This is a genomic window from Nitratidesulfovibrio sp. 1201_IL3209 (genome assembly GCF_036763125.1).
Lineage (GTDB): Bacteria > Desulfobacterota > Desulfovibrionia > Desulfovibrionales > Desulfovibrionaceae > Cupidesulfovibrio.
Map to the genome: position 1 here is coordinate 53,766 of NZ_JBAIYT010000008.1, position 24,093 is coordinate 77,858.

Annotated in this window: 15 protein-coding genes; 8 read left to right on the forward strand and 7 right to left on the reverse strand. The window is 69.3% G+C overall.

All coding sequences use genetic code 11. The annotated features are described in order from the left end of the window. The first annotated feature begins 630 nt into the window (after window positions 1-630). A complete protein-coding gene (locus tag V6B97_RS06060; protein ID WP_333505596.1) occupies window positions 631-1,962 on the forward strand; it encodes a M23 family metallopeptidase in 1,332 nt (443 codons plus the stop codon). Between the two features lie 422 nt (window positions 1,963-2,384). Here the strand turns inward: V6B97_RS06060 and V6B97_RS06065 are convergent, their stop codons facing one another. After that, window positions 2,385-2,891: a peptidylprolyl isomerase gene (locus tag V6B97_RS06065; RefSeq protein WP_333505597.1), complete on the reverse strand. Its 507-nt coding sequence runs from the start codon at window positions 2,889-2,891 to the stop codon at window positions 2,385-2,387. Window positions 2,892-3,132: 241 nt separating this feature from the next. Here V6B97_RS06065 and V6B97_RS06070 point away from each other — a divergent pair, with 241 nt between their 5' ends. Further along, window positions 3,133-4,953 carry an FAD-dependent oxidoreductase gene (locus tag V6B97_RS06070; RefSeq protein ID WP_333505598.1) on the forward strand — a complete coding sequence of 607 codons (1,821 nt, stop codon included), beginning with the start codon at window positions 3,133-3,135 and terminating at the stop codon, window positions 4,951-4,953. 1,021 nt (window positions 4,954-5,974) lie between these two features. Here the strand turns inward: V6B97_RS06070 and V6B97_RS06075 are convergent. Continuing rightward, entirely contained in the window at window positions 5,975-6,526 is a 552-nt protein-coding gene (locus V6B97_RS06075) for an acetate uptake transporter (protein WP_333505599.1), read from the reverse strand. Window positions 6,527-7,002: 476 nt separating this feature from the next. Continuing rightward, complete coding sequence (gene fumC, locus V6B97_RS06080) at window positions 7,003-8,580, reverse strand: class II fumarate hydratase (RefSeq protein WP_333505600.1); 1,578 nt, start codon at window positions 8,578-8,580, stop codon at window positions 7,003-7,005. Window positions 8,581-9,100: 520 nt separating this feature from the next. Between fumC and V6B97_RS06085 the strand changes: the two genes are divergently transcribed. Together V6B97_RS06085 and V6B97_RS06090 are read left to right on the forward strand one after the other, a co-directional pair. Continuing rightward, complete coding sequence (locus V6B97_RS06085) at window positions 9,101-10,222, forward strand: glycosyltransferase (RefSeq protein ID WP_333505601.1); 1,122 nt, start codon at window positions 9,101-9,103, stop codon at window positions 10,220-10,222. Window positions 10,223-10,389: 167 nt separating this feature from the next. After that, complete coding sequence (locus V6B97_RS06090; RefSeq protein ID WP_333505602.1) at window positions 10,390-11,586, forward strand: hypothetical protein; 1,197 nt, start codon at window positions 10,390-10,392, stop codon at window positions 11,584-11,586. 95 nt (window positions 11,587-11,681) lie between these two features. Here V6B97_RS06090 and V6B97_RS06095 read toward each other — a convergent pair whose 3' ends face one another. From V6B97_RS06095 to topA, 4 genes are all read right to left on the reverse strand, one after another. After that, window positions 11,682-12,539: a hypothetical protein gene (locus tag V6B97_RS06095; protein WP_333505603.1), complete on the reverse strand. Its 858-nt coding sequence runs from the start codon at window positions 12,537-12,539 to the stop codon at window positions 11,682-11,684. Then, window positions 12,536-13,393, reverse strand: coding sequence for a hypothetical protein (locus V6B97_RS06100; protein WP_333505604.1), 858 nt, complete (start codon window positions 13,391-13,393; stop codon window positions 12,536-12,538). The genes V6B97_RS06095 and V6B97_RS06100 overlap by 4 nt, the downstream gene beginning before the upstream one ends. After that, window positions 13,390-14,919, reverse strand: coding sequence for a pesticin C-terminus-like muramidase (locus V6B97_RS06105; protein ID WP_333505605.1), 1,530 nt, complete (start codon window positions 14,917-14,919; stop codon window positions 13,390-13,392). The genes V6B97_RS06100 and V6B97_RS06105 overlap by 4 nt, the downstream gene beginning before the upstream one ends. A gap of 521 nt (window positions 14,920-15,440) precedes the next feature. Beyond that, the gene (gene topA, locus V6B97_RS06110) at window positions 15,441-17,720 is read right to left on the reverse strand and encodes a type I DNA topoisomerase (RefSeq protein ID WP_333505606.1); all 2,280 of its coding nucleotides are present in this window, start codon (window positions 17,718-17,720) and stop codon (window positions 15,441-15,443) included. Between the two features lie 226 nt (window positions 17,721-17,946). On the opposite strand from topA, the gene V6B97_RS06115 reads away from it, so the two are divergent. The 4 genes from V6B97_RS06115 (at window position 17,947) to V6B97_RS06130 (ending at window position 23,918) form a co-directional block, all read left to right on the forward strand. Then, a complete protein-coding gene (locus V6B97_RS06115) occupies window positions 17,947-18,801 on the forward strand; it encodes a M48 family metallopeptidase (protein ID WP_333505607.1) in 855 nt (284 codons plus the stop codon). Between the two features lie 240 nt (window positions 18,802-19,041). Beyond that, a complete protein-coding gene (locus V6B97_RS06120) occupies window positions 19,042-20,355 on the forward strand; it encodes a hypothetical protein (protein ID WP_333505608.1) in 1,314 nt (437 codons plus the stop codon). Window positions 20,356-20,728: 373 nt separating this feature from the next. Continuing rightward, entirely contained in the window at window positions 20,729-23,218 is a 2,490-nt protein-coding gene (locus V6B97_RS06125; RefSeq protein WP_333505609.1) for a heavy metal translocating P-type ATPase, read from the forward strand. 217 nt (window positions 23,219-23,435) lie between these two features. Continuing rightward, window positions 23,436-23,918: a DUF2318 domain-containing protein gene (locus V6B97_RS06130; protein ID WP_333505610.1), complete on the forward strand. Its 483-nt coding sequence runs from the start codon at window positions 23,436-23,438 to the stop codon at window positions 23,916-23,918. Window positions 23,919-24,093 lie beyond the last annotated feature (175 nt).

The following is a 24,093-nucleotide window of genomic DNA, read 5'->3' on the forward strand; positions in this document are numbered from 1 at the left end:
CGGAACAAGGCCGGGCGCTCCACCGGACGCGGCGGGACCGAGGAGGCGCACGCCCGGCGCGGAGCGAGGGGTCTTGCGCGAGGGACGGGAGCCGTGCGCTTTCGCGCGGGATTGGCGCGAACCGGAGCAGAACCGGCGCGGGGCATGCCGGATTTGCCGCGCCACGCCCCCGCAGAAGCCCGTTGCGTGCGGTTTCGCATCCCGGCCCGGGTTGGTCCGGTTTCGCGCCGCAGATGCCGTTTGTGCAACCATGTGCAGAATCCGTCGGCCGTCTGGACAATTCCCCACGGCGCGGCTAGGGTTGGCCGGTCCCTTGCGGCTGGACCCGCCCGTCCCCTGAGGGCGCGCCCCCATTGCCTTCCGTGCCGTGCGCGCGGCAAGGCGCCCCTTGGGCGCCCCAGTGGCCGCCCCGGCACTCCCGGCGCGCGCCACCCATCACCGGCCACCCCGGTTCCCCGTGTCGAAGGGGCAATCCGGTGGACCGGACCCGCACGGCGCGGGGCCACCCCATCACCGAAGCGCAGACCGCCCGACCCCATCCACGCGCCGTGGCCGCCAGTTTCGGCAAGTTACGGCCAGTTTCGATTGGTTCCGGTCGGCTCCCGGGTCTGCCCCATCGCACGAGGTTTCATGCAGTTGCCTTCCGCCAAGCGTTCCGGAATCGTCCTGCTGGTCATCCTGTTGCTGGTCGCCGCGCCGTTCGTGTTGCGGCGCGGGCAGCAGGCCACCGAAACACCCGCCGAAACCACGGCGGCGGACTGCAACGCCACCATGCCGGGCGGGCAGCTGCCCCCGGAACTGCGTGCGGACGGCGGCCCGGACGGCCCGAATGGCGCAGACGGCCCACCCGAGGTGGTGCAGGGGGTTGTCTCCTCCGGGGACACGGCGGCCAAGATATTGCAGGAATGGCTGTCCTCGGTGGACGTGCACACCATGGTCACCGCGTGCGAGAAGGTCTATTCGCTGGCCAAGCTGCGCGCCGGGCAGCCGTACACCGTGGTGGCCAACGCCAGCGTGGGCGGCATCGAGCGCTTCGAGTACGAGATCGACAACTCGCAAAAGCTCATCGTCAGCAAGACCGACGATTCCTTTGCCGCCAGGGTGGAGCCCATCACGTACGACGTGGACGTGGTCCGCGTCGAGGGCGTCATCGAGTCCAACCTGTTCCAGTCCGTGGCCGACGCGGGCGAATCGCCCACCCTGGCTATCCGCCTGGCGGACATCTTCGGCTGGGAAGTGGACTTCATCCGCGACATCCGCGAGGGCGACAGCTTCACCGTGCTGGTGGAAAAGCGCTTCCGCGAGGGCGAATTCAAGGGCTACGGACGGGTGCTGGCCGCCATCTTCACCAACCAGGACCAGACCCACCGCGCCTACCTGTTCCACGACGACCTGGGCTTTCCGCAGTACTACAATCCGGAGGGCGCTTCCATGCGCCGTTCCTTCCTGAAGGCCCCCCTGTCGTTCACCCGCATCTCCAGCGGGTACACCATGACCCGCAAGCACCCCATCTTCCGCGACGTGCGGCCGCACCAGGGCGTGGACTACGCCGCACCCACCGGCACCCCGGTCAAGGCCGTGGGCAACGGGGTGGTGTCCTCCGCCGGGTGGGGCAACGGGTACGGCAACCTGATCATCCTGCGTCACGCCAACGGCTACGAAAGCTACTACGGGCACCTTTCCGGCTTTGCGCGGGGGGTGCGCAAGGGCGCCACGGTGAAGCAGGGCGACGTCATCGGCTACGTGGGCGCCACGGGCTGGGCCACCGGGCCGCACCTGGACTTCCGCCTGAAGAAGGACGGCAAGTTCATCAACCCCACCAAGAACATCAGCCCCCGCGCGGAACCCGTGGCCCGCAAGCTGCTGCCCGACTTCCGCCGCCAGATGGACGCCATCCGCCCCTATCTGGACGGTGACGGCGACCTGGCCACGCTGGATGTGCAGAACATGCCCAACATCTAGAAATCACAATAATAATTTTGATATGGCGCGCCGTTCCCCAAGGGGGGCGGTGCGCTTTTGCGTGCGTGCGACGGGCAAGCCGTCGGCAAGCCACCGATGGGTGCCGGTACGGTCAGGGGGATGGGGGGCCAGCCGGAATGGCTGTTCGCTGTGTGCGTTTCTGGTGAAACATGTTGAAATAAAATGATATATTATGAACGTAGGTCCGGTGCGACCGTCACCGCCGATGGCATGTGCCTTTCACGCGCGCGGAGGGGGCAGGTCCGGAAGGTGACATCTGGTGTGCGCAAGCGTGTCACAATGCTGAAATAGTTGGACATGATTACGAACACCCGCGCGGGTGAGGGGTGCGCCAACGGAAAAGGGGAGGGAACACCCGGCGGTGTCCCCTCCCCTCTCGGGAGCGGTACGTTGCGGCGCGGCTATTCGAAGCGGCTCACGCCGGTGATGACCACCATGTCCGCCGGGGCGTCGGTGTGGATGCCCTGGGGCTTGGTCTTCAGCTTCTGGATCTTGTCCACGGTGTCCATGCCCTCGATGACCTGGCCGAACACGCAGTAGCCCCAGCCTTCGGCGCTTTCTTCGGTGTGGTCCAGGTCGGGGTTGTCCACGGTGTTGATGAAGAACTGGGCCGCGGCGCTGTGCGGGTCGGCCGTGCGGGCCATGGCGATGGCGCCGCGCAGGTTCTTGAGGCCGTTGTTGGCCTCGTTGCGCACCGGGGTGTTGGTTGGCTTTTCTTCCATGCGCACGGAAAGGCCGCCGCCCTGGATCATGAAGTCCTTGATGACCCGGTGGAAGATGGTGTTCTTGTAGAAGCCCGAATCCACGTAGCCCAGGAAGTTGGCCACGGTGGCCGGGGCCTTTTCGGCGTCGAGTTCGATGAGGATATCGCCGGAAGAGGTCTCCAGCAGAATGACGGGATTGCTCATGGGTGTCTCCTGACGGGAAATGTTCCCCCTCTTTGCCGGGAAGCCGCGCGAAACGCAAGGGCCGGGCGGGCCGGGGGAGCGTGGGGTATGCCGCGGGGTCGCGCGCCCGTGGCTTTGTCCCTTGCCTGTGTTGTTCCGCATGGCTACACCATGCTATGGTTCCGGCAGCATCCGGCGTACCGCGTCCGCGCGCCTTCCGGACAGCCCGCGCCCCACAACGCAGCACCCAAAGGAGTCCCCCATGAAGCCCGACGTATCGAACTCCTCCGTATCGAACTCCTCCGGCAAGGATATCGCCGACCGCGACTGGTTCATCCCCGAGGACGGGCGCACTCAGCTGACCCAGCTGTTCGCCAAGCTGCCGAATCCCGTGGTGCTCGACGTGTTCTCCGACGGCGACGCGAAGAACGCCTTCAACGACTACACCCGCCGCTTCGCCGAAGACCTTTCGCTGATCATCGACAAGATTTCCATGCGCCACCACGCGCTGGATTCCGAAGAGGCCAGGCGGCTGGACGTCACCCTGTCGCCCACCATGTTCGTGGGCACCGGCGAAGCGGACCCGGCGCTGGACTACCGCATCCGCTTCACCGGCGCGCCGCTGGGCGAGGAAGGCCGGGCGCTGGTGGAATCCATCTTTCTGGTTTCGCTGCGCCAGTCGGGCCTGACGGAAACCTCGCTGCGCATCCTGTCCGAACTGAAGGAGCCGCGCAGGCCGCGGGTGTTCACCTCGCCGGGGTGCCCGTACTGCCCCGGCCAGTTCATGCACGCGGCCAAGTGCGCCATCGAGCGGCCCGGCCTGGTGGAGGCGGAGTGCGTCAATTCCGACGAGTTCCCCGACCTGTCCCGGAAGTACGGCGTCGGCTCGGTGCCGCACACCCAGTACGACGACACGCACAAGGCCATCGGGCTGTTGCCCGAGGAACGCTTCGTCCTGGAAATGGTCACCCTGAAGAGCGCGGAAGAACTGATGCGCGAGCACGGCATGGAACCCGGCCACGAGCATGGCGCGCTGGGCATCGACCCCGATGGGCTGGACGTGGTGGAGGCCGACCTGGTGGTGCTGGGCGCCGGTCCGGCGGGCCTTTCCGCCGCCATCTACGCCGAGCGCAGCGGCATGAAGACCGTGGTGCTGGACAAGGCCGTGGTGGGCGGGCAGGTGACCGTCACCCCGGTGGTGGAGAACTACCCCGGCTTCACCGACATCGCCGGGCTGAAGCTGGTGGAGGTGCTTTCCGCCCACGCCCGCCAGTACGCCACCGTGCGCGAGAACGAGGCCGTGCACGAAATCAAGATCGGCAAGCTCATCGAGGTGTACACCAGCCGGGCCGTGTACCTGTGCAAGGCGCTGGTGTTCGCCACCGGGGCGCAGTGGCGCAAGCTGGACGCGCCGGGCGAGGGCCGCTTCTACGGCCGGGGGGTGTCGTACTGCGCCTCGTGCGACGGGTTCATGTACCGGGGCAAGCGGGTGGCCATGATCGGCGGGGGCAATTCCGCCCTCACCGACGCCCTGCACCTGAAGAACCTGGGCGCGGACGTGACCATCATCCACCGCCGCGACGGGTTCCGGGCCGAGAAGGCCCTGCAGGATTCGCTGGAACGCGAGTCCATTCCGGTGATCTGGGATACCGTGGTGGAGGAGATTCTGGGCGACACCGTGGCCCCTGTGGATGAGGGGGACGGGGGAGAGGAAGGAAAGGGCGGGAAGGGTGCGGCCCCCGGCACGGCCCCGGCCCAGGGGGACACCGGCGTGGTGCGGGGCATCCGCGCGCGCAACGTGAAGACCGGCGAGGTGAGCGAGATTCCGTTTGACGGGGTGTTCGTGGCCATCGGGCACATCCCCAATTCCGAACAGGCGGCGGAGCTTGGCGTGGTGCTGGAAAAGGACGGCTCCATCAAGGTGGACCGCCACATGCGCACCAACATCCCGCGCATCTACGCGGCGGGCGACGTGACCGGCGGGGTGCGCCAGATCGTCACCGCCGTGGGCAGCGGGGCCACGGCCGCGCTGGCCGCGTTCGAGGATACCCAGAATCCGTATTGGAGGAAGAAGGGGGAGTAGGAGGGGGATAGGGAGAGGTTGGGTAGTGCCGGGATGGATACGGCTTCTACGGAGACAGTCCCGCGTGATTGATACCCCCCGATTTCGTTATGCCTCCGGCGGGCAAGGGGCCGCTAAGCGGCGGCCCCTTGCATCCCCGCGCTCCGGGGGGCGCTGCCCCCCTGGTCCCCCCAAGTTCGTCCTGCACCGCATTCCTCGCCAGGCAGCTTCCCTCGGCCAAAGCGCCTTCGGGCGATCTGCCCGGCGGAATGCGATGTGCACAAATCTCCCGCAGCCTCCACCCCACTTGGGCGCTCTTACCTCCACCCCCGTTGCGACGCATGTGCCGCCGTCAAAGCCCGGCGGCACACGCTTCTACGCGCATCACGTTTCCTTTGAACTTTACATGGGTGCTCTTACCCGGCCTCGGCGGCGATCTTCGGCTGCGGACGCGTATCGCCGCATACTGGTTGCCCTCGCCTCAATGAAACGAACACCGTTCTCGATGGTGGCAGGTTCCCTGCACCAATTAGTTTCAGTACCAACAGCGCGTCATGCTACGCGCAGCCAGACGGACTGGCTCCTTGGGCGCGCACGCCACACCCACGGCGGCGCTGAAGCCTCATGGTGAAACCGATAGTGGTGCCGAGGCCGTTCAACGGAGATGTGATGTGCGAAGAAGTGTGTGCCGCCGGGCTTTGACGGCGGCACATGCGTCGCAACAGGGGTTGGGGTAAGGGCACCCTAAGTGTGATGGTGTCGGCGGGAGATTGGCGCACATCGCATTCCCGCCGCCAGATCACCCGAAGGCGCTTGCGCCGGAGGGAAGCTGGCGGCGTAGGAATGCGGTGCAGGATACGTCGGGGGTCCAGGGGAGGCGAAGCCCCCCTGGAGCGCGGGGATGCAAGGGGCCATCGCTCAATGGCCCCTTGCCCGCCGGAGGCGTAACGAAACCGGGCGTGATCAACGGGGCGGGACCGTCTTCGCAGAAGCCGCGCCCATCAGGGCACAACGCCTCCCCTCCATTCCTCTCCCCTCCCGCCTAATACGGCAGCACCACCTTCCCGTACTGCTCGTGCAGCACTTCGGCCATGGCCAGATAACACGCGCTGGCGCCGCACACGATCCCTTCCCACCCGGCGATGGTGCCGATCAACTCGCTGCCGGTGAAGTCGCGGATGGCCAGCAGGGCGAAAAGCACGGTCAGCGACAGGAAGATGAACTTCAGCGTGGTCTTGCCCTTCAGCGTGCCCAGGAACATGAAGAAGGTGAACAGCCCCCACATGGCGAGGTAACAGCCCATGTAGGCGTGCGGGGTGGGTTCGGCCCAGCCCAGTTTGGGCATGACGATCAGCCCCACCAGCGTCAGCCAGAAGAATCCGTACGACGTGAACGCCGTGGTGCCGAAGGTGTTGCCCTTGCGGAACTCCATGATGCCCGCGATGACCTGCGCGATGCCGCCGTAGAAGATGCCCATGGCAAGGATCATCGAGCTGATGGGAAAGAAGCCCGCGTTGTGGATGTTGAGCAGGATGGTGGTCATCCCGAAGCCCATGAGCCCGAGCGGGGCCGGGTTGGCCAGTTTGGTCTCCATTGTCTTCCTCGTTGCTGCGGCTGGGGGTGGCTGCATCTGGCGGGACCGGCGGACGCGCCGCGTGCCGGGTTCCGGGGATGCGGAACGGCGTGCGGGCGCGGGCCATGACGGCACGCCGACGCGATGGATGCCCGCCTGCCCCGATGGATACCGGATAGGTACCGGATGGATACGGGATGGGCGCGGCGGTGCGGGCGGCGAACCTGTACCGGTGGAACGGCGATGCGATGTGGCGTGGCGCGGCCGGGGATGGCGGGTTGGCGGTCCGCCCCCTGAGGGGCCGCGTGGTCCGGCTGCCGGGCCGGACCCTGCGAGGGGCTATGGCGCGCTTATGCCCGGATGCGGACAAGCGCGCAAGATGCGCGGGAGTGTGCGCTGTCACGGGTCGGGGTGAGGGTTCTCTTCCCGGCGTTTCGCGGGCGGCGAGTGCTCCGGGCGAGCGGGCAACGGTACGACGCCGGTCTTCCCCGCGTCGGCTACGCGTCCTCCGCACTGTGCGGCCGGGCCATGCGCAGGGGGTCCACGGCCGCGTCGAAGGCCGCGCCGTCCAGCAGGCCCAGTTCCAGGCAGGCTTCGCGCAGGGTGATGCCCCGCACGTGGGCCAGGTGCGCCGCCTGCGCCGCCCGGTCGTAACCCACCACCGGCGTCAGGGCCGTGACCAGCATCAGCGAGCGGCCCACGTGCGCGGCGATGGACTCCCGGTCGGGCTGCATGCCCGCCACGGCGTGGTCCGCGAACGAGCGGCACCCGTCGGCCAGCAGGCGCATGGACGTGAGCACGTCGTGGATGATCAGCGGCTTGAACACGTTCAGTTCGAAGTTGCCCTGCGACCCGGCCATGCCCACGGCCGCGTCCAGCCCCATGACCTGCACGGCCACCATGGTCAGGGCCTCGCACTGGGTGGGGTTGACCTTGCCGGGCATGATGGACGAGCCGGGCTCGTTCTCGGGCAGGCGCAACTCACCGATGCCGCAGCGCGGGCCGGAGGCCAGCCAGCGCACGTCATTGGCGATCTTCAGCAGGGCCGTGGCCAGCGCGCGCAGCGCGCCGCTGGTCAGCACCAGCCCGTCGTGGGCGGCCAGCGCGGCGAAGGGGTTGGGCGCGGGCGTTAGCGGCAGGCCGGTCATGTCGGCCAGCAGGGCGATGGCGCGCGGCGCGAAGGCGGGGTGCGCGTTCAGACCGGTGCCTACGGCGGTGCCGCCAAGGGCCAGGCGGCACAGGTGGGGCATGGCCGCGTCCAGCCCTTCCAGGCAGGCGTCCAGTTGCGCCGCCCAGCCGGACATCTCGTCGCCCAGGGTCAGGGGTACGGCGTCCTGCAAATGGGTGCGGCCGATCTTCACGATGTCCGCGCACGCGGCGGCCTTGGCCCGCAGCGCGTCGCGCAGGTGGCGCACGGCGGGCAGCAGGTCGTCGCGCAGGGCCAGCGCGGCGGCCAGGTGCATGGCCGCCGGAAAGGCGTCGTTGGACGACTGGCAGCGGTTCACATGGTCATTCGGATGAATTCGGAAGGGGGGATGGCCCTCGGGCGCGGGCTGTTCCCTGCCGGTCCCGGTGCCGGTGTCCGCCGCTTCCGCCAGCAGTTGCGTGGCCCGGTTGGCCAACACCTCGTTGACGTTCATGTTGGTCTGGGTGCCGCTGCCGGTCTGCCAGACCGAAAGCGGAAAATGGTCGTCGTGCAGGCCCGCCAACACCTCGTCGGCGGCGCGGGCGATGGCCTCGGCCATATGTGGCAGGCCCGGCTGGTCCGGCTGGTCCGACTGATGGGGCGGGGGCGACGGCAGCAGGCCCAGGTCGCGGTTGACCAGCGCGGCGGCCTTCTTGATGCGCGCCAGCGCGTGGACCACGGCCAGGGGCATGCGGTCCGCCCCGATGCGGAAATTGTCCAGCGAACGCTGGGTCTGCGCGCCCCACAGGCGGTCCTGCTCCACTTCCACAAGGCCCATGCTGTCCCGCTCCAGGCGGTGGCCGGGGCGGGGCGCGGACTGGGGGGCAGGGCTTGGCTGGCCGGTGGCTGGCAGATCGGGCGGGTTCGGCTGGTCTGGCGTGCGGGGCATGGCGGCCTCCTGGGCATGCGGGGGCGGACACGGGACGGCGGCAGGTGCGGCACCCCGTATCCTCCACCCTAGCGCCGCCCGCGCGCCCCTGTCCAGCGGCTGTGGCGATGCAGCGGCTGTGGCGATGCTGCGGGCGTGTCCCGGCTCTCCACGCATCCCGCCGCATGCGCATTGCGGTTCGCCGTCCGGGGCGGGTTCCCGCACCCGTGTGTGCGCCGCACCCGCCGGAGTGCGTATTTTCCCCCATCCGCGCGGTTTCCCCTTGCGGAAACGGCCGCATTTGCTTCAATACATACAGTTGCACCGTACCGCAGCCGGGGCGCGCTGGCGTGCCCGGACGCGCGCCGGAGGCCCGCAGGGCGTCGCGGTACGGCTGCCCGGCCCGGCCCGGCCCCGCGCGGACGCCGGGCCTGCCGTCAGCGGTGCCGGACCTGCCCACAACATGGGCGGCATCGGCAATACCGGCCGCCGGTGGTCCCGCGCCACCCTGGCCACGCGGAGATTCCGGAACGAGGCATCCATGCGCACGGTTTCCGTCACCCTGGTCACCTACACCTACGACGACCACGAACTGGTCCGGGGCCTGCTGTCGTCCGTCACCGGGTGGACGGCCATGCCCTCCGCCATCGTGGTCATCGACGACGGCTCGGCGGAACCGTTCACGCCCGACCTGCCGGAAGAGGTGGCCGAACGCCTGCCCCCCATCGAGGTGGTGCGCGTGCCGGAAAACCGGGGCAACACCCACGCCCGCGCGCTGGGGGCGGCCCGCGCCGCCACCCGGTTCATCCTTTCGGTGGATGCGGACATCCGCTTTCCCGCGCACTGGCTGGCGGTGTGCCTGCCCGCCGCGGCCCGGCCCGGCGTGGGCATGGCGGGCACGGCCATCCGCCCCCGCACCGGCGACGACCTGCTCTCGCGCTACCTGGAGCTGACCTACACCCTCAACCGGGGGGCGTCCGGTTCCGTGCCGTTCCTGCCCGGTGGGGCGTGGCTGGCCCGGCGCGACGCCTTCGAGGCCGTGGGCGGCTTTTCCGGCTACGAGGAACGCTACGGCCAGGACGCCTACCTCTCGCGCCGCCTGCGCGAGAACGGCTACCTGCTGTGGGCCGTGGACGGGGTGGAGGCTTTCGAGGTGCGGCGCATCGGTCGGTTGCAGATGGTGCGCCGGGGCTGGCGCTGGCAGGGCCACCACATGAAGGCCGCCCTGGACGAGGGCCGCCCGCTGGACGAGGTGTTGAACGTGGTGCTGTATTCCATGCGCGAACGCATGCTGCGCTCGCGCGCGGCAGACCCGCGCCTGCTCTATTTCGACCTGCTTTACGCCCTGCACGCCCTGCTGGACACCGTGGCTCACGCGTCCGCGCGAACGGAGGGGCAAGCGGGGCAAAAGGGGCAAGCGGCGGGGCAGACGGGCGGCGACGGCGCGCGCGCGACCCTGCGCCACGCGGCGGCGGCCTTCCTGGCGCCCTGGCCGCAACTGTGCACGGCCCTGTGCGCCGACCTGGCAGAACTGGGGCATGCCCCCCTGCCCACGGACCTTGCCGCCGCACCCTCCTTCGACCTTGCCGCCGCGCTGTCCTTTGCCGTGGGCACCGACGAGTTGACGGCGGTGTGCGGCGGCCTGGGCGAAGTGCTGGGCTGATCTGTTCCGCCCCCGCGCGGGCCGCGACCGCCGGACCCGAACTGTCTGGTCCGGACAGCCCGGGCCGGGCCACGCGACGGTCGACGGTCGGCCCACAGCTCCGCTTCCCGCCGGGTCTCCCGGTCTCGTAATCCCGCAATTCCGCAATGCCGCAACCGGAGACATCCATGGGATTCCCGTTCAAGCTGCCGTTCTTTTCCCGCAAGAAGAAGCCCGCCGGGGGCGATTTGCTCATCGCCCCCCCGGAATCGCTGGACGGCGCGTCCGCGTCCGCGAAATCCCCCACGGCGAAGTCCGCGTCCAAGGCTGACCCGGCTGCCGTGGCGCACGCAGGCCCCTCCGGTGACGGCGGTGGTTCCGCGCCCGGCAGGAAGAAGGGCTTGTCCAAACGTATCCCGCGCCTCGTGCTGTTCGCTATGGTCGGGCTGGCGGCGCTGGTGGCCGTCGGTGTCGGCGGCTGGCGGTGGTACAAGACCAGCCGCCCGGAACATGCCGTGGAACAGCTGGTGGAGGCCTTCCGCAACGGCGATGCGGCGGCCTTCGAGCGCCGCGTGGACGTGGACAGGGTGGTGGATCAGTTGCTGGCGGTGCAGTTGCGGGCTTCCGGCGTGCAGGGGGCGTCCGCCCCGGACGCGCGCGAAACGGCGCAGTTGCGCGACATGCTGCGTCAGTCCCTGCTGGCCCTGCCCGTGGGCGCGGCGGGCGAACACAAGCGCGAAGACCTGCTGCCGCCCGACTTCCGCGAGCAGGTGGGGGCGTTTGTCCCGGCCGTGGCGGAACGCGCGGACGGCAAGGCCATGGTGGTGGTGCCCGTGAAGAACGAGGCGTTGGAAACCACCTTCGAGATGCGGGTGCAACTGACCGACGGCAAGGGCGGCTGGAAGGTGTCCGGCCTGGTGGACCCGGACGGCCAACTGGCCGCGCACGCCGCCGCGCTGGAACGCATCCGCGCCCGCGAGCGCGCCGCCGCCGCCGAGGAAAACGCCCGCATCGCCGAACGGCTGGCCGGGCTGGTGCGTCTGGACCGCACCCTGGTGGGCATCGACACCCTGTCCGGCGGCGGCAACTTCAAGACGCTGGTGGTGCAGGTGGCCGGGGCCAACCAGAGCGACCAGACCGTGGGCCGGGTGGTGATGGACTGCGTGGTGCAGGACGAGGCCGGGCGGGTGCTGCGCACCCTGAAGCTGGTGCGCAACATGCAGTTGCGGCCGGGCGAGGCGTTTGCCGAATCGTGGGTCATCGACCTGGACGAGGCGGAACCGAAGGATGTCCCCCTGCTGAACGCGGAACGGCTGACCGGCCGGTCCACGGTGCGCTCGGTGGTGCTTGCCACGGGCGAGTCCATCGTCGTCAAGGGGGAATAAGGGGGAACAAGGGAACGGCCTGCCGGCCGGTCCTGACCAATGGTGCTCATGGGGCGGAGGCGCACAGCCTGCCGCCCCGTTTCGTCATGCGCGGGTCATTTCCTGCCCTCGTCCACGTGCTCGACGTAGCCGACGCCCTCCATGCCGGGCGCGTCGCGCCAGGGCAGGTCTTCGGCCCGTGCGGGCGGGGTCCAGCCGGGGTAGATGGCGGGCAGCCTGTCCCGTATGATGGTGAACAGGTAGTCCCGCGCGGCGGTACCAAAATAGTTGATGTATTTTGAAGAGTCGTTGGACGGCCAGTAGGTGACCCGCAGAAGCCGGACATCGAGCGGCCCTGTGGGTTGCGGGTTGAGCACCAGCAGGAAGGAGCCCAAGTCCACGTCTTGCCTGTAAAGCAGGATGCGGCACCCGAAGAGCCAATCGCGCGTTCCGTTGCCGTCCCAGTCCAGTGAGGCCATGAGGGGGATGGTCAGGCTAACTTGTGGGTTGTGACCCAATGGCTTGTCCTCCACGAGCAAGACGTCGGGCTCTTCGGCCTCGTAACGAATGCCCAGGGCGGCAAAGGTGGGCTTGCCCGTCGCCACGGGCAAAAATGCGGACGGAAAGGCCGCGAGGTCGGCGCGTTCGTACAGTTCTCGGGCAAAGGACAGTGGCGCGTACTCCCCGGCAGGAATTGCGTCGGCCATGGGGTAACGGCCTTCCGCATCCACGATGCCGAGACGTTGCAGCCATTGCAGGTTGTCCCGCACGAACCCCCTGAAAATATCCGGCTCCGGAGCCACCACGGGCACCCGCTGTATGGCGGCCAACGGTTCGGCATGTGCCGTGGACCAGGCGGCGGGGCAGGCCAGCCACAGGGTGAAAGCCAGCAGCATGGGCAGCAAGTGGTGGGGACGGGGGGGCCGTGCGGCCCCCCGGAAGATGCTGTGCTGGAAGATTGCGGGGTGCGTCATTTCCTGCCCTCGTCCACGTGCTCGACGTAGCCGACGCCCTCCATGCCGGGCGCGTCGCGCCAGGGCAGGTCTTCGGCCCGTGCGGGCGGGGTCCAGCCGGGGTAGATGGCGGGCAGCCTGTCCCGCATGATGGTGAACAGGTAGTCCCGCGCGGCGGTGCCGAAGTAGGTAGTCACCTTGCGGATGTCGTCTGGCTGCCGGTAGGAGACGCGCACCAACCGGACATCGAGCGGCCCGGTGGGTTGGGGGTTGAGCACCAGAAGGAAGGATCCCAGGCTCAGGTATGGCTTGTAGAGCAGGATGCGGCACCCGAAGAGCCAGTCCCGGACGCCGTTGCCGTCCCAGTCCAGCGACGCCATGAGGGGAATGGTCAGGCTAACTTGCGGGTTGTGACCCAACGGCTTGTCCTCCACGAGCAAGACATCGGGCTCTTCGGCCTCATAGGGAATGTCCAGGGCGGCAAAGGTGGGCTTGCCCGTCGCCATGGGCAGAAATGCGGACGGGAAGGCCGTGAGGTCGGCTCGTTCGTACAGTTCGCGGGCAAAGGACAGTGGCGCGTACTCCCCGGCAGGAATTGCGTCGGCCATGGGGTAACGGCCTTGTGCATCGACGATGCCCGGGCGTTGCAGCCATTGCAGATTGTCCTGCACGAACCCTTTGAAAATATGCGGTTCCGGCGCCACCACTGGAATCCGCTGCATGGCGGGCAGCCGTTCGGCATGCGCCGGGCGCCATGCCCCAAGGCAGGCCAGCCACAGGGCGAAAGCCAGCAGCATGGGCGGCACGCGGTGGGAACGGGGGGGCCGTGCGGCCCCCCGGAAGATGTTGTGCTGGAAGATTGCGGGGTGCGTCATTGGCGCAGCCTGTCCAGGCCCTGTTGCATGAGGTCGGCCTCCTTGTTGCGGCGGGGGTGGTACTTGTAGTCCGGTTTGGAACTGAAGTTGCGCAGTTCCTTGATGGCCCCGTCCCAGTCGCCCGTTGTGGAATATCCCCAGAAGTTTTTGAACTTGCCCGTGCTGCCATGCTGATAGAGTACGGAGGTGACGACAGCCTGCATTTCCTTGGGCAGTTCTTCGAACCGGTGAATGGTCTTGCCCTGGGCGTCTACGTTGCCTGGCGCACGGTTGTACTGCTGCCGCGCCTGTCCGTTGAAATGGATGAACATCTTTTCGTTGAGGTGACGGGCCTGCTCGGGGGTGAGCTTAACCGCATCACCTGTTTTTTTGAGATTATCCATTTCCTGTTTCGCTTCCGTGGCGTTCTTTCCAAGCAGCGGGCTCAAGCGATTGATAACTTCCTCATCCACTCCGATTCCGCGTAACCCTTTCGCGTTCCACTGTCCCATGTCGATACCCGCCCCGATGGTGGCGCTGCTCTTGTCCATGGGTTTGCCGTCCTTCTCGGGGATGTAGGCGTGCAGAACGTTGCCCTCCAGCTTGTGCAGGGTGTCCGCCGTGATCCGGTTGATGTCCTCCGGCTTGTCGGGCGCGGCCAGGGCGCCCCGGATTTTACCGGGCGCTGCCGCGCCAGGTGACGCCGTCTTGCCGCCGTCCGTGGGCGCGGGAACCGGTGCGGCAGGCCGGGGTTGTTCCGGCGCCTCGGGCACGGTGAGCGGGCCGGGGCCCGCCCCTTCCAGAAAGGTGCGCGCGGCGCGTTGCAGGGGGCCTTCCTGCGCGCTGCCCGCGCCGGGTCGGGTGGTCCGACCGCCCGGTTGTTCCGCAGCCCCCGCACCACCGGAGGTTCCGCCACCCGCCCCCGCAGGCGCAGTGCCGGACGTATCGCCCGCCGTGCCGTTGGCGGACATCAATTCGACGGGGTTCTCGTCGCGCTTCTGTCCAGGCTTCCAGCGCACGACTGCAAGCTCGCGCCCTTCCTTCTTATCCGGGTCGAGGGGTTCCGTTCCGCCCGTCCGGTCCGGTGCGTCGGGCCAGCCGGGGATGTCAGACCTGCGCCCCGCGATGCCGTCGTACCTGTCGTCGAGCGGTTCCGGGGTCGCGGGGCGGGCGTTGCGGCCTTCCAGCGTCGGCCCCAGCGGCTTGCCGTACACGGACATGCCGAGCCGCCTGGCGTCCAGTTCCAGCCCGCTGTCGCCTTGCTGCCGGGGAAAGCGCCAGAAATCGTCGAAGCGGTCGGGCCGGGCCTCCTCGAACATGTCGCGCAGAAAGCCCTGCCGCAGCGCGTCGGATTCGTTGTCCGGCAGCCTGCTGCCCTTGTGTTCGAAGCCCCGGATAGAACGCAGCCCGCCATCGAACAGGCGATACCACTCCTGCATGGTGGCCGCGCCCATGGCCTGGCGCGACGTGTCCCGAACCTGCCGGTACAGTCCGCGCCGCTTGTCGTCGTAGGATTCGCCGCCGCCCTGCAACCAGTTGTTCCACATATGCATTCCTCTCTAGTGGGTGTCAACGCGGCACGTCCGCTCCGGCCGGGAGACGGCGGGGTACGCCCGGCCAATCCGGGCGGCGGCGCGCGCCTGTGCACCGGCAGGCATAGTGCACGGTTTTTCCGTGGTGCGGCCCGCAAGGGGGCGGGAAGGGGGTGGGAAGGCCGTCCGAAGGGTGCGTGGCCATGACGTGCGCCTGACGTGCGTCCGCCCCAGGTCCGTCCGAATACAGTCCCCACCCTGCTCGGAAACGCGAAAGCCCCCACCACGGAATGCGGCGGGGGCTTGGGCTGACGGCATGCCCCATAAAGGGGTCAAGGGGGCGCGGCCCCCTTGACCCAGCCGTTGGGCGAGCGCGCAGATCGACCCGAAGGGCGCGAAGCGTGGCCGTTGGCGAGCTTGCGAGCCGTACGGCCATCGTACGCAACGCGCGAGTCCTACGGATGGGGACAGCAGAGTTGCGGGGCGCGGGGCAGCGCCCCGCTCCGCCCCGCTCCTTCCCGAAATCGTACCGGCGGCTATTCCTCGCCGCCGCCGTCCTCGTCCAGATCGCGGGTGTACTTGCAGGTCTTTTCCGGACAGGCGATGTGGCGGCCCCGGGCGCGGGTGTTCTTGATCACCAGCAGGGGCGAATTGCAGTCCGGGCAGGGGCCGGGCACGGGCCAGTCCCACAGGGCGTAGTCGCACTTGGGGTAAGTGCTGCACGAATAGAATATCTTGCCGCGCTTGGAGCTTTTTTCCACCAGCACGCCGTCGCAGCCTTCGCGCGGGCAGGGTACGCCGGTGGAGAACGGCGCGGTATAGGTGCAGTCCGGGTACTTGGTGCAGGCGATGAACCGGCTGCCGGTGCGCGCCTTCTTCAGCACCAGGTCGCTGCCGCATTGCGGACAGGTGCCCACCTTTTCCGGTTCCTCACGCAGTTTCTGCTCGACCTGGATGTTGCCCTTCTCGTCGCGGGTGAAGTTCTTGGTGTTGCGGCAGGCCGGGTAGCCGGAGCAGGCCAGGAAGGTGCCCGCCTTGCCGAACTTGATGACCATGGGCTTGCCGCACAGTTCGCAGTCGATGCCGCTGGGCAGGCCGCCCTTGACGGTGTCCATGGCCTGGGCGGCGCGTTCCAGCACCGGGTTGAACCCGCCGGTGAAGTCTTCCAGCAGCTTCACCCAGTCCAGGTCGCCTTCGGCCACCTTGTCCAGCGAACCTTCCATCTGCGCGGTGAAGTCCACGTCCATCAGGGTGGTGAAATGGCCGGTCAGCAGGTCGCAGACCACGGCCCCAAGGTCGGTGGGGGCGAAGTGCTTTTCTTCCAGCCGGGCGTAGTCGCGGTCGAGCAGGGTGGAGATGATGGCCGCGTAGGTGGACGGGCGGCCGATGCCGCGCTCTTCCAGTTCGCGCACCAGCGAGGCTTCGGTGTAGCGCGCCGGGGGCTGGGTGAACTTCTGTTCCTTTTCCACGGACAGGGCTTGCAGTTCCTCGCCCACGGAAAGTTTGGGCAGGTCGCCCTCGGCCGCTTCCTCGCCTTCCGCCGCCGCGTCCTTCTGGGGCGATGCGGCCAGAAAGCCGGGGAACAGCAGCCGTTCGCCCTTGGCGCGCCATTCGACGGGGCCGCAGGCGATGGTCACCGTGGTGTCGTGGAAGCGCGCCGCCGCCATCTGCGAGGCCACGAAGCGCTGCCACACCAGCCGGTACAGCTGGTACTGGTCCGGCGGCAGCAGGTGGCGCACGGAATCGGGCGTCACGCCCACGTCCACGGGCCGGATGGCTTCGTGCGCGTCCTGCGCGCCGCCCTTGGTCTTGAACTGGCGGGCCTTGGCGGGCAGGTGGTCGCCCCCCCAGGTGGCGGCGATGAACTCGCGCGCCGCGTCGCGCGCCTCGTCCGCGATGCGCACGGAGTCGGTACGCATGTAGGTGATCAGGGCCACGGTGCCCGCCTCGCCCAGTTCCACGCCTTCGTACAGGCGCTGGGCGATGTTCATGGTGCGCTTGGCCGAATACCCCAGCCGCTGGCTGGCGGACTGTTGCAGGGTGGAGGTGATGAACGGCGGCTGCGGCTGGCGCTGGCGTTCCTTTTCGTCGATGCCGGTGACCACGAAGGGCTGGCCCTGCATGGCCGCTTCCACGGCGGCGGCGTCTTCCGCGTTGCCGATGGCGGGCTTCTTGCCGTGCAGCTTGTGCAGGTCGGCCCGGAACGGGGGCGGGGTGGCCCCGGCCAGGCGGGCGCGGAACAGCCAGTATTCCTCGGGGTTGAAGGCGCGGCGTTCGTTCTCGCGGTCCACGATCAGGCGCAGGGCCACGGACTGCACGCGCCCGGCGGAGATGCCGCGCTTCACCTTTTTCCACAGCAGGGGGGAGAGCTTGTAGCCCACCAGCCGGTCGAGCACGCGGCGGGCCTGCTGGGCGTCGAACAGGTTGCGGTTCAGTTCGCGCGGGTTTTCCAGCGCTTCCTTCACCGCGCGGGCGGTGATCTCGTTGAACTGGATGCGCCGGATGTTGGTGTTCTTGTCGCGGATCAGTTCCGCCACGTGCCAGGCGATGGCCTCTCCCTCGCGGTCGGGGTCGGGCGCCAGGTACACGTTGTCGGCCTTGGCGGCGGCTTCCTTGAGGGCGGAGACCACCTTCTGCTTGCCGTCGATGACCTGGTAGCGGGGGGCAAAGCCGTTGGCCTCGTCGACGCCCAGTTCGCTGGTGGGCAGGTCGCGCACGTGGCCCACGCTGGCATGCACGGCGTAGTTGCCGCCAAGAAATTTCTTGATGGTCTTCACCTTGGCGGGAGATTCGACGATAATCAGGTCCTTGCCCATGACTGTTCCTTTCCGGGAAAATACGCTATTGGGGGCGCGTTTCCGGCAGGGAGCCGGATGCCCCGCCGGAAGGAGGCCGCGTTCGGCCCCGTCAGGTAGGGGAAAATACGGCAATCGACGATTCCGTCAAGCCGCGCGGGTCCGGCCCGCGGCGGCGGACGGCGGGTCCACGGGGTGGAACCACATGCAATCGTTGGTCAATGGTGATGCAATGAACGGAACCGCAATGAACGGGGTCGCGGGCGCGGCCGCGCCGCGCCGCACGCGCGGGGCGGCCCGGCTGCTGGTCCTCGTGCTGTGCGCGTTGCTGCTGGGCCTGGCCGGATGCGCCAAGGCCCCCTACACCGGGCGCAGCCAGTTGATCATGTATTCCGAGGCGGACGAGGCCAAGATGGGTCTTGCCGCCATGCAGCAGGTGCTGAAGAAGGAAAAGGAGGTCACCGGCACGCCCGAATCCGCCCGCGTGGAGCGGGTGGGCCGACGCATCGCCGCCGTGGCCGAGCGCCCCCAGTACCGCTGGGAATTCCACACCATAGAGAAGGACGTGGTGAACGCCTTCTGCCTGCCCGGCGGCAAGGTGGCCGTGTACACCGGCCTGCTGGAGGTCGCCGACACCGACGCCGAGCTGGCCGCCGTCGTGGGGCACGAGGTGGCCCACGCCCTGGCCCGGCACAGCAACGAGAAGATGAGCCGGGCGCGTATGGTGCAGGTGGGCCAGTTGGCCACCATGGTGGGCGTGGCGGCGGCCAGCGGTTCGTCGCAGGCGGCCCAGGCCGTGGGCGACAGCTACGCCGGGGCCATGAACATGGCCGTCATGCTGCCCAACAGCCGCGAGATGGAATACGAGGCCGACCACATCGGGCTGCTGCTCATGGCCAAGGCCGGGTACGACCCGCACGCGGCCATCACGTTCTGGCAGAAGATGCTCAAGCAGGCGGGCGGCGGCCGCAAGTCGGACTTCACGTCCACCCACCCCACCGAGGCCAAGCGCATCGACGCGCTGAAGGCCATGCTGCCCGAGGCCATGCGCTACTACCGTCCGCGCGACGACGGGGGCGGCGCGAGCCCGGCCGGAAAGTAGCTCTCCGCTGGCGCCCGCCGTCCCGCAGCCCCCAGTCCGCATAGTCCGTCCAGTCTGTCCAGTCTTTCCAGTCCGGCCCGCCCGTCGGCCGCTTGACGCTGCCCCCGCAGCCGCCCGCCGCCGAACCCGTCGCGCGCCCGCAAGCTGCCGTCATGCAACGCAGAGTGCACACGCTGGCATTCCCCTTGCTTTGCCCCTCTCGCCGCCACTCCGTGTTCACGGCGGCGAGGAGGATTGCGCATGGCCTACGGAAAAAGCATGTCCATGGACGCCCTGCAAACGCTGGTCGAGGGGCGGCCCACCGAAGGAGCCCGGCGCGCCGGCGCCGCCCCCAGGGCGGGCCAGCGGTCCGCCGCCGATCCGCGTTTCGCCGCGCTGCTTGCCAAGGGCGGCGCGGGGGCGGGGGCATCGCCCCTTGCGGGCATCCTCACCGGCGGCGCGGGCGGCGGGGCCGGTTCCTCGCCGCAACTGGCCGCGTTGCCCGGCCTGACGGCAGCCGGCGGCAACGCCGAAAGCGCCCTGGCCGCCGACGAGCGCGCCTCGCGCGCGGCCATGGACATCGTCAATTCCCGGGCGCTGGCCACCCTGGCCAAGGTCATGGAAGGGGGCGCGGGCGGGCTCGATTCGCTGCGCGGGGCCATGACTTCGCGCAACCTGATGACCCTTTCCGGCAACCTGGACATGGCGGCTTCGGGCATGGGAGGCGGCACGGGGGGCGGAGCGCCCACGGTGGCCGTCGCCGGCGGACCGGGACGCGGCGGCGGGCAGCCGGGCGCGGGCAAGGCCGCGCGGCGGGAGCGGCCAGACAAATCCGGCCGCCGTGACGCGGCAGGCGCATCCGGTGACGACTTGGGCGGCCTTTCCGCGCAGTTCGAGTCGGGCGAGGAGGGCATCGCCGCCATCGGCTACGACCGGCACGGCGGCACCTCGTACGGCAAGTACCAGATTTCGTCGCGGGCCGGGACCATGGACCGCTTCCTCGACTTCGCGCGGCAGGCCGCGCCGGACATCGCCTCGCGCCTGGAGGCGGCCGGACCCGCCAACACCGGCGGCAAGACCGGCGAAATGCCCCGGGTGTGGCGCGAAATCGCCCAGGAAGACCCGGCCCGGTTCGAGGCGTTGCAGGAACGGTTCATCCATGAAAGCCACTACGCGCCCGCCCTGCAGGCCGTGAGCCGCGCCGCCGGACTGGACAAGGGGGATCTGTCGCCCGCGCTGCGCGAGGTGTTGTGGAGCACCGCCGTGCAGCACGGCCCGGCCGGGGCCACCCGCATCTTCGCCCGCGCGCTGGACAACATCGCCGGGCAGCAGCCCGATGGTCAGAGTGACGGGCAGCCCACTGGTCAAACTGACGGGCAGGCCGGGGCCGTCGTGCAGGCGGGCACCGCCAAGGCGGGCCGCAACTTCGAGAAGCAGCTCATCCGTGAGGTGTACGCGGTGCGCTCCGGCCAGTTCGGCTCCTCGTCCGAGCGGGTGCAGGCCGCCGTGCAGAACCGCCTGGACCGCGAGATGAAGCTGGCCCTGGCCATGACCGACGGCAAGAACCGCGCGTAGGCGCGCCCCCCGCATCTCCCCCGCTGCGCGCCGCGCGCGGCGTTGCGGCCCCGCGCCGCCGACATGCCGGTGTCCGCCAGCGGGCGTCGGTCTTTTGGCGCGCCCGGCAACGGCGTTTCCGCATCCCTGCCCACACCATGTCCCCGGCGCGTCCGCATCAGGAACACACCGGGATTTCTGCATTTTCCACATCTCTACGCCCTGTGGACGGGGTTCCGCCATGTTTTCCGCCGCTCCGGCCTCGCCGGGCGGTTGACACCGGGGAGCGTGCCGCATACTCTGCACATATGAACACGTGTTCATATGTGCAGACTGAACCCACGGCCGGGCGGCGCACGAACGCGCCCCGCCGTTCCCCCACGGAGACCCGCCCATGACCGCCTTCCGCATCGAGGAAATGGACTGCGCCAGCGAGGTGAACATCCTGCGGCGCGCGCTGACCCCGCTAGTGGGCAGCCCCGACCGGCTGGAATTCGACGTGCTCTCCCGGCGCATGCGCGTGGATCTGGCCGGTCTGGACCTGCATGCCGACGACGTGGTGGCCGCCGTGGCCCGTACCGGCATGCGCGCCGCGCCCGAGGCCGCCGGACACGGCGGCGCGATGCTGCGTCCGGCCCCGCCGGCCGGTCAGGCCCACAGTCACGCACATGACCACGCACATGACCATGACCACCCGCACTGCCAGGACGGTTGCCAGGCGGAGGGGCAGGCGGATGCCCATGACCACGCACCCGGCATCGCCCCCCGGCCCGCCCAGATTCCGGCCCTGGCCGGATGCTCGTGCTGCGGCGGCGCGTGCGCCGTGCCCGCGCCCGGCGGCGCATCGGGCGGCTTCGCGTCCCTGCTGCCGCGCGGGCTGGCCGATCTGTGGCGTCGCCAGTCCTCGCTGCTGCTCTGCGCGTTGAGCGGCGTGGCCCTTGTGGCGGGCATCGGCGTGGAATGGGCGCATACCGGGTCGCTGCTGGACGTGTTTTCCGAAGCGGGCGTGCCCCACCCGGCCACCCTGGCCCTGTGGCTGGCGGCGGCGGTGGCGGGCGCCTGGCGGGTGCTGCCCCGCGCGGTGCACGCGGTGCGCACCCTGCGGCCGGACATGAACCTGCTGATGGTCACGGCGGTCATCGGCGCGGCGGCCATCGGCCAGTTTTTCGAGGGGGCCTCGGTGGCCTTCCTGTTCGCGGTGGCCAACCAGCTGGAATCGTGGAGCGTGGACCGGGCGCGGTCGGCCATTGCCGCGCTGCTGGACATTTCGCCCTCGCGGGCCTTGCTGTTGTCGCGTCCGGGTGACATGGGGGGCGACATCGGGGGCGACGGGGGGGGCGGTTTGCCCGGCGCCCCCGTGGAGACCGCCGTGGAAAACGTGCCCGTGGGCTCGCGCATCCTGGTGCGCGCGGGCGACCGCGTGCCCCTGGACGGCACGGTGGCGGCGGGCGCGTCGGACATCGACCAGTCGCCCATCACCGGAGAATCCATGCCCGTGCCCAAGCGGCCCGGCGAGCCGGTGTACGCGGGCACCATCAACGGCGGCGGCGTGCTGGAGGTGCTGACCACCCGCGCCGCGTCGGACACCACCCTCGCGCGCATCCTGCACATGGTCGAGGCGGCCCAGTCGCGCCGCGCCCGCGCCGTGCAGTGGGTGGACCGCTTCGCCGCCGTGTACACCCCGGCCATGCTGGCCGTGGCCGCGCTGGTGGCCGTGGCGCCCCCGCTGTTCTTCGGCGGGGCGTGGTCTGCCTGGGTGTACGAGGCGCTGGTGGTGCTGGTCATCGCCTGCCCGTGCGCGCTGGTCATCTCCACGCCGGTGTCCATCGTGGCCGGGCTGACCAGCGCGGCCCGCAACGGCGTGCTGGTCAAGGGCGGCTCGTTCCTGGAACTGCCCGCCAGCCTCACGGCCATCGCCTTCGACAAGACCGGCACCTTGACCCACGGCCGCCCGCGCGTGGCCCGCGTGCTGCCCGTGGCCGGGCATCCGCAGGTGCGGGACGAGGCGTCCGCATTGCGCATCGCCGCCGCGCTGGAAGGCCCCAGCAGCCACCCCCTTGCCCGGGCCATCGTGCAGCACGCGCACGAAACGCTCGGGGCAGGGCCGGACGCAGCCGCCACGGCCGGTGACCACCGCACCCTGCCCGGCCTGGGAGCCGAAGGCGTGGTGGACGGCGCGCGCTGGCGCATCGGCAACCGCCGTTTCTTCGCGCAGGACGGCCCGTCCGGAGCCGCCGGGGGGGCGGAACTGCCTGCTGGAACGGGCGGCGCAGACGCCGGGTCCTCGGTGCTGCTGTGGAACGACGCGGGCCTTGCCGCGGTCATGGAACTGGAGGACGACCTGCGCCCCGACGCCCGCGCCGTGCTGGACGACCTGCGCGCCGCCGGGCTGCGCCGGGTGGTCATGCTGACCGGCGACAACGCGGCCAGCGCCGCCCGCGTGGCCGCCGCCTGCGGGGTGACCGCCGCCGATGATGTCAAGGCCGACCTGCTGCCCGCCGACAAGACCGCCGCCGTGGCCGCGCTGGTGGAAGCGGGCGAGCGGGTGGCCATGGTGGGCGACGGCGTCAACGACGCGCCCGCGCTGGCCACCGCGCACCTGGGCATCGCCATGGGCGGCATCGGCAGCGACGCGGCCATCGAGACCGCCGACATCACCCTGATGTCCGACGACCTGGGCAAGCTGCCCTGGCTGGTGCGCCATTCGCGCCGCACCCTGGGCGTCATCCGCCAGAACATCGGCTTCGCCCTGGGCCTCAAGGCGCTGTTTCTGGGCCTGGCGGTGTTCCAGGTGGCCAGCCTGTGGATGGCCATCGTGGCCGACATCGGCGGCTCGTTCCTGGTGATCATGAACGGCCTGCGCCTGCTGCGTCCCAAGGCGTAGCAGGGAGCCGTCCGGCGATGCCGGGCGGGAACGCATGAAAGACGCGGGGCGGCCATCCGCCCCGCGTTGCGTTTGCGTTGCGGGGGGATGACGGGGAAGGGCGGCTCAGGCCGCCACGTCGGCAAAGGCGGCATTCCGCCCGGTCAGCGGTTGCTTCCCCTGACGGCCATGCCTATGTGGTGCGGTACGTCCGTATGGTTCTTTTCAGGAGCAGTGCATGAAGCCTTTCCGTCTTGTCCTTCCGGCCGCGCTCATGGTGCTGGCCCTGCTTGCCCCGCTGGTGATATCCACCGCCGCCCACGCCTTTTTCGGCTTTGGCGGCAAGTACGAAACCGTGCAGCCCCAGGGCGAGACGGTCCGCATCAAGGCCGCCGACATCTCCGATACGGCCAGGTTCTACACCTTCAAGGACGGCGGCGCCGAAATCCGCTTCTTCGTGGTGAAGGGCCCCGACGGCGCGGCCCGCGCCGCCCTGGACGCCTGCGACGTGTGCTGGCGCGAGGGCAAGGGCTACCGCCAGCAGGGGCCGAACATGATCTGCGAGAATTGCGGCATGGCCTTCAACACCGCGCGCATCAACGAGGTGCGCGGCGGCTGCAACCCGCATCCGCTGGAACGCACCATGGACGCCAGTGGCGACTTGCTGCTGCGCGTGGCCGAATTGAAGGCCGGGGCCAGGTATTTCGCCACCGCGAAGTAGGCCCAAATGGTCCTTTCGCCCGTTGGCGTCCGACCCGGAGGGCGCGAAGCGTGGCCGTTGGGCGAGCTTGCGAGCCCTACGGACATCGTGCGCAACGAGGTCAAACTTCGCCCGCCACTCGGTCGAATACGGCATGAGTACGCGTTGCGGTCCTCATCCGTAAAAGTTCGCTTCG

Excerpts from the sequence above, each read along its gene's own strand:
- V6B97_RS06060 (WP_333505596.1), top strand. The coding sequence starts at position 631 with ATGCAGTTGCCTTCCGCCAAGCGTTCCGGAATCGTCCTGCTGGTCATC.
- V6B97_RS06065 (WP_333505597.1), bottom strand. The coding sequence starts at position 2,891 with ATGAGCAATCCCGTCATTCTGCTGGAGACCTCTTCCGGCGATATCCTC.
- V6B97_RS06070 (WP_333505598.1), top strand. The coding sequence starts at position 3,133 with ATGAAGCCCGACGTATCGAACTCCTCCGTATCGAACTCCTCCGGCAAG.
- V6B97_RS06075 (WP_333505599.1), bottom strand. The coding sequence starts at position 6,526 with ATGGAGACCAAACTGGCCAACCCGGCCCCGCTCGGGCTCATGGGCTTC.
- fumC (WP_333505600.1), bottom strand. The coding sequence starts at position 8,580 with ATGCCCCGCACGCCAGACCAGCCGAACCCGCCCGATCTGCCAGCCACC.
- V6B97_RS06085 (WP_333505601.1), top strand. The coding sequence starts at position 9,101 with ATGCGCACGGTTTCCGTCACCCTGGTCACCTACACCTACGACGACCAC.
- V6B97_RS06090 (WP_333505602.1), top strand. The coding sequence starts at position 10,390 with ATGGGATTCCCGTTCAAGCTGCCGTTCTTTTCCCGCAAGAAGAAGCCC.
- V6B97_RS06095 (WP_333505603.1), bottom strand. The coding sequence starts at position 12,539 with ATGACGCACCCCGCAATCTTCCAGCACAGCATCTTCCGGGGGGCCGCA.
- V6B97_RS06100 (WP_333505604.1), bottom strand. The coding sequence starts at position 13,393 with ATGACGCACCCCGCAATCTTCCAGCACAACATCTTCCGGGGGGCCGCA.
- V6B97_RS06105 (WP_333505605.1), bottom strand. The coding sequence starts at position 14,919 with ATGTGGAACAACTGGTTGCAGGGCGGCGGCGAATCCTACGACGACAAG.
- topA (WP_333505606.1), bottom strand. The coding sequence starts at position 17,720 with ATGGGCAAGGACCTGATTATCGTCGAATCTCCCGCCAAGGTGAAGACC.
- V6B97_RS06115 (WP_333505607.1), top strand. The coding sequence starts at position 17,947 with ATGAACGGGGTCGCGGGCGCGGCCGCGCCGCGCCGCACGCGCGGGGCG.
- V6B97_RS06120 (WP_333505608.1), top strand. The coding sequence starts at position 19,042 with ATGGCCTACGGAAAAAGCATGTCCATGGACGCCCTGCAAACGCTGGTC.
- V6B97_RS06125 (WP_333505609.1), top strand. The coding sequence starts at position 20,729 with ATGACCGCCTTCCGCATCGAGGAAATGGACTGCGCCAGCGAGGTGAAC.
- V6B97_RS06130 (WP_333505610.1), top strand. The coding sequence starts at position 23,436 with ATGAAGCCTTTCCGTCTTGTCCTTCCGGCCGCGCTCATGGTGCTGGCC.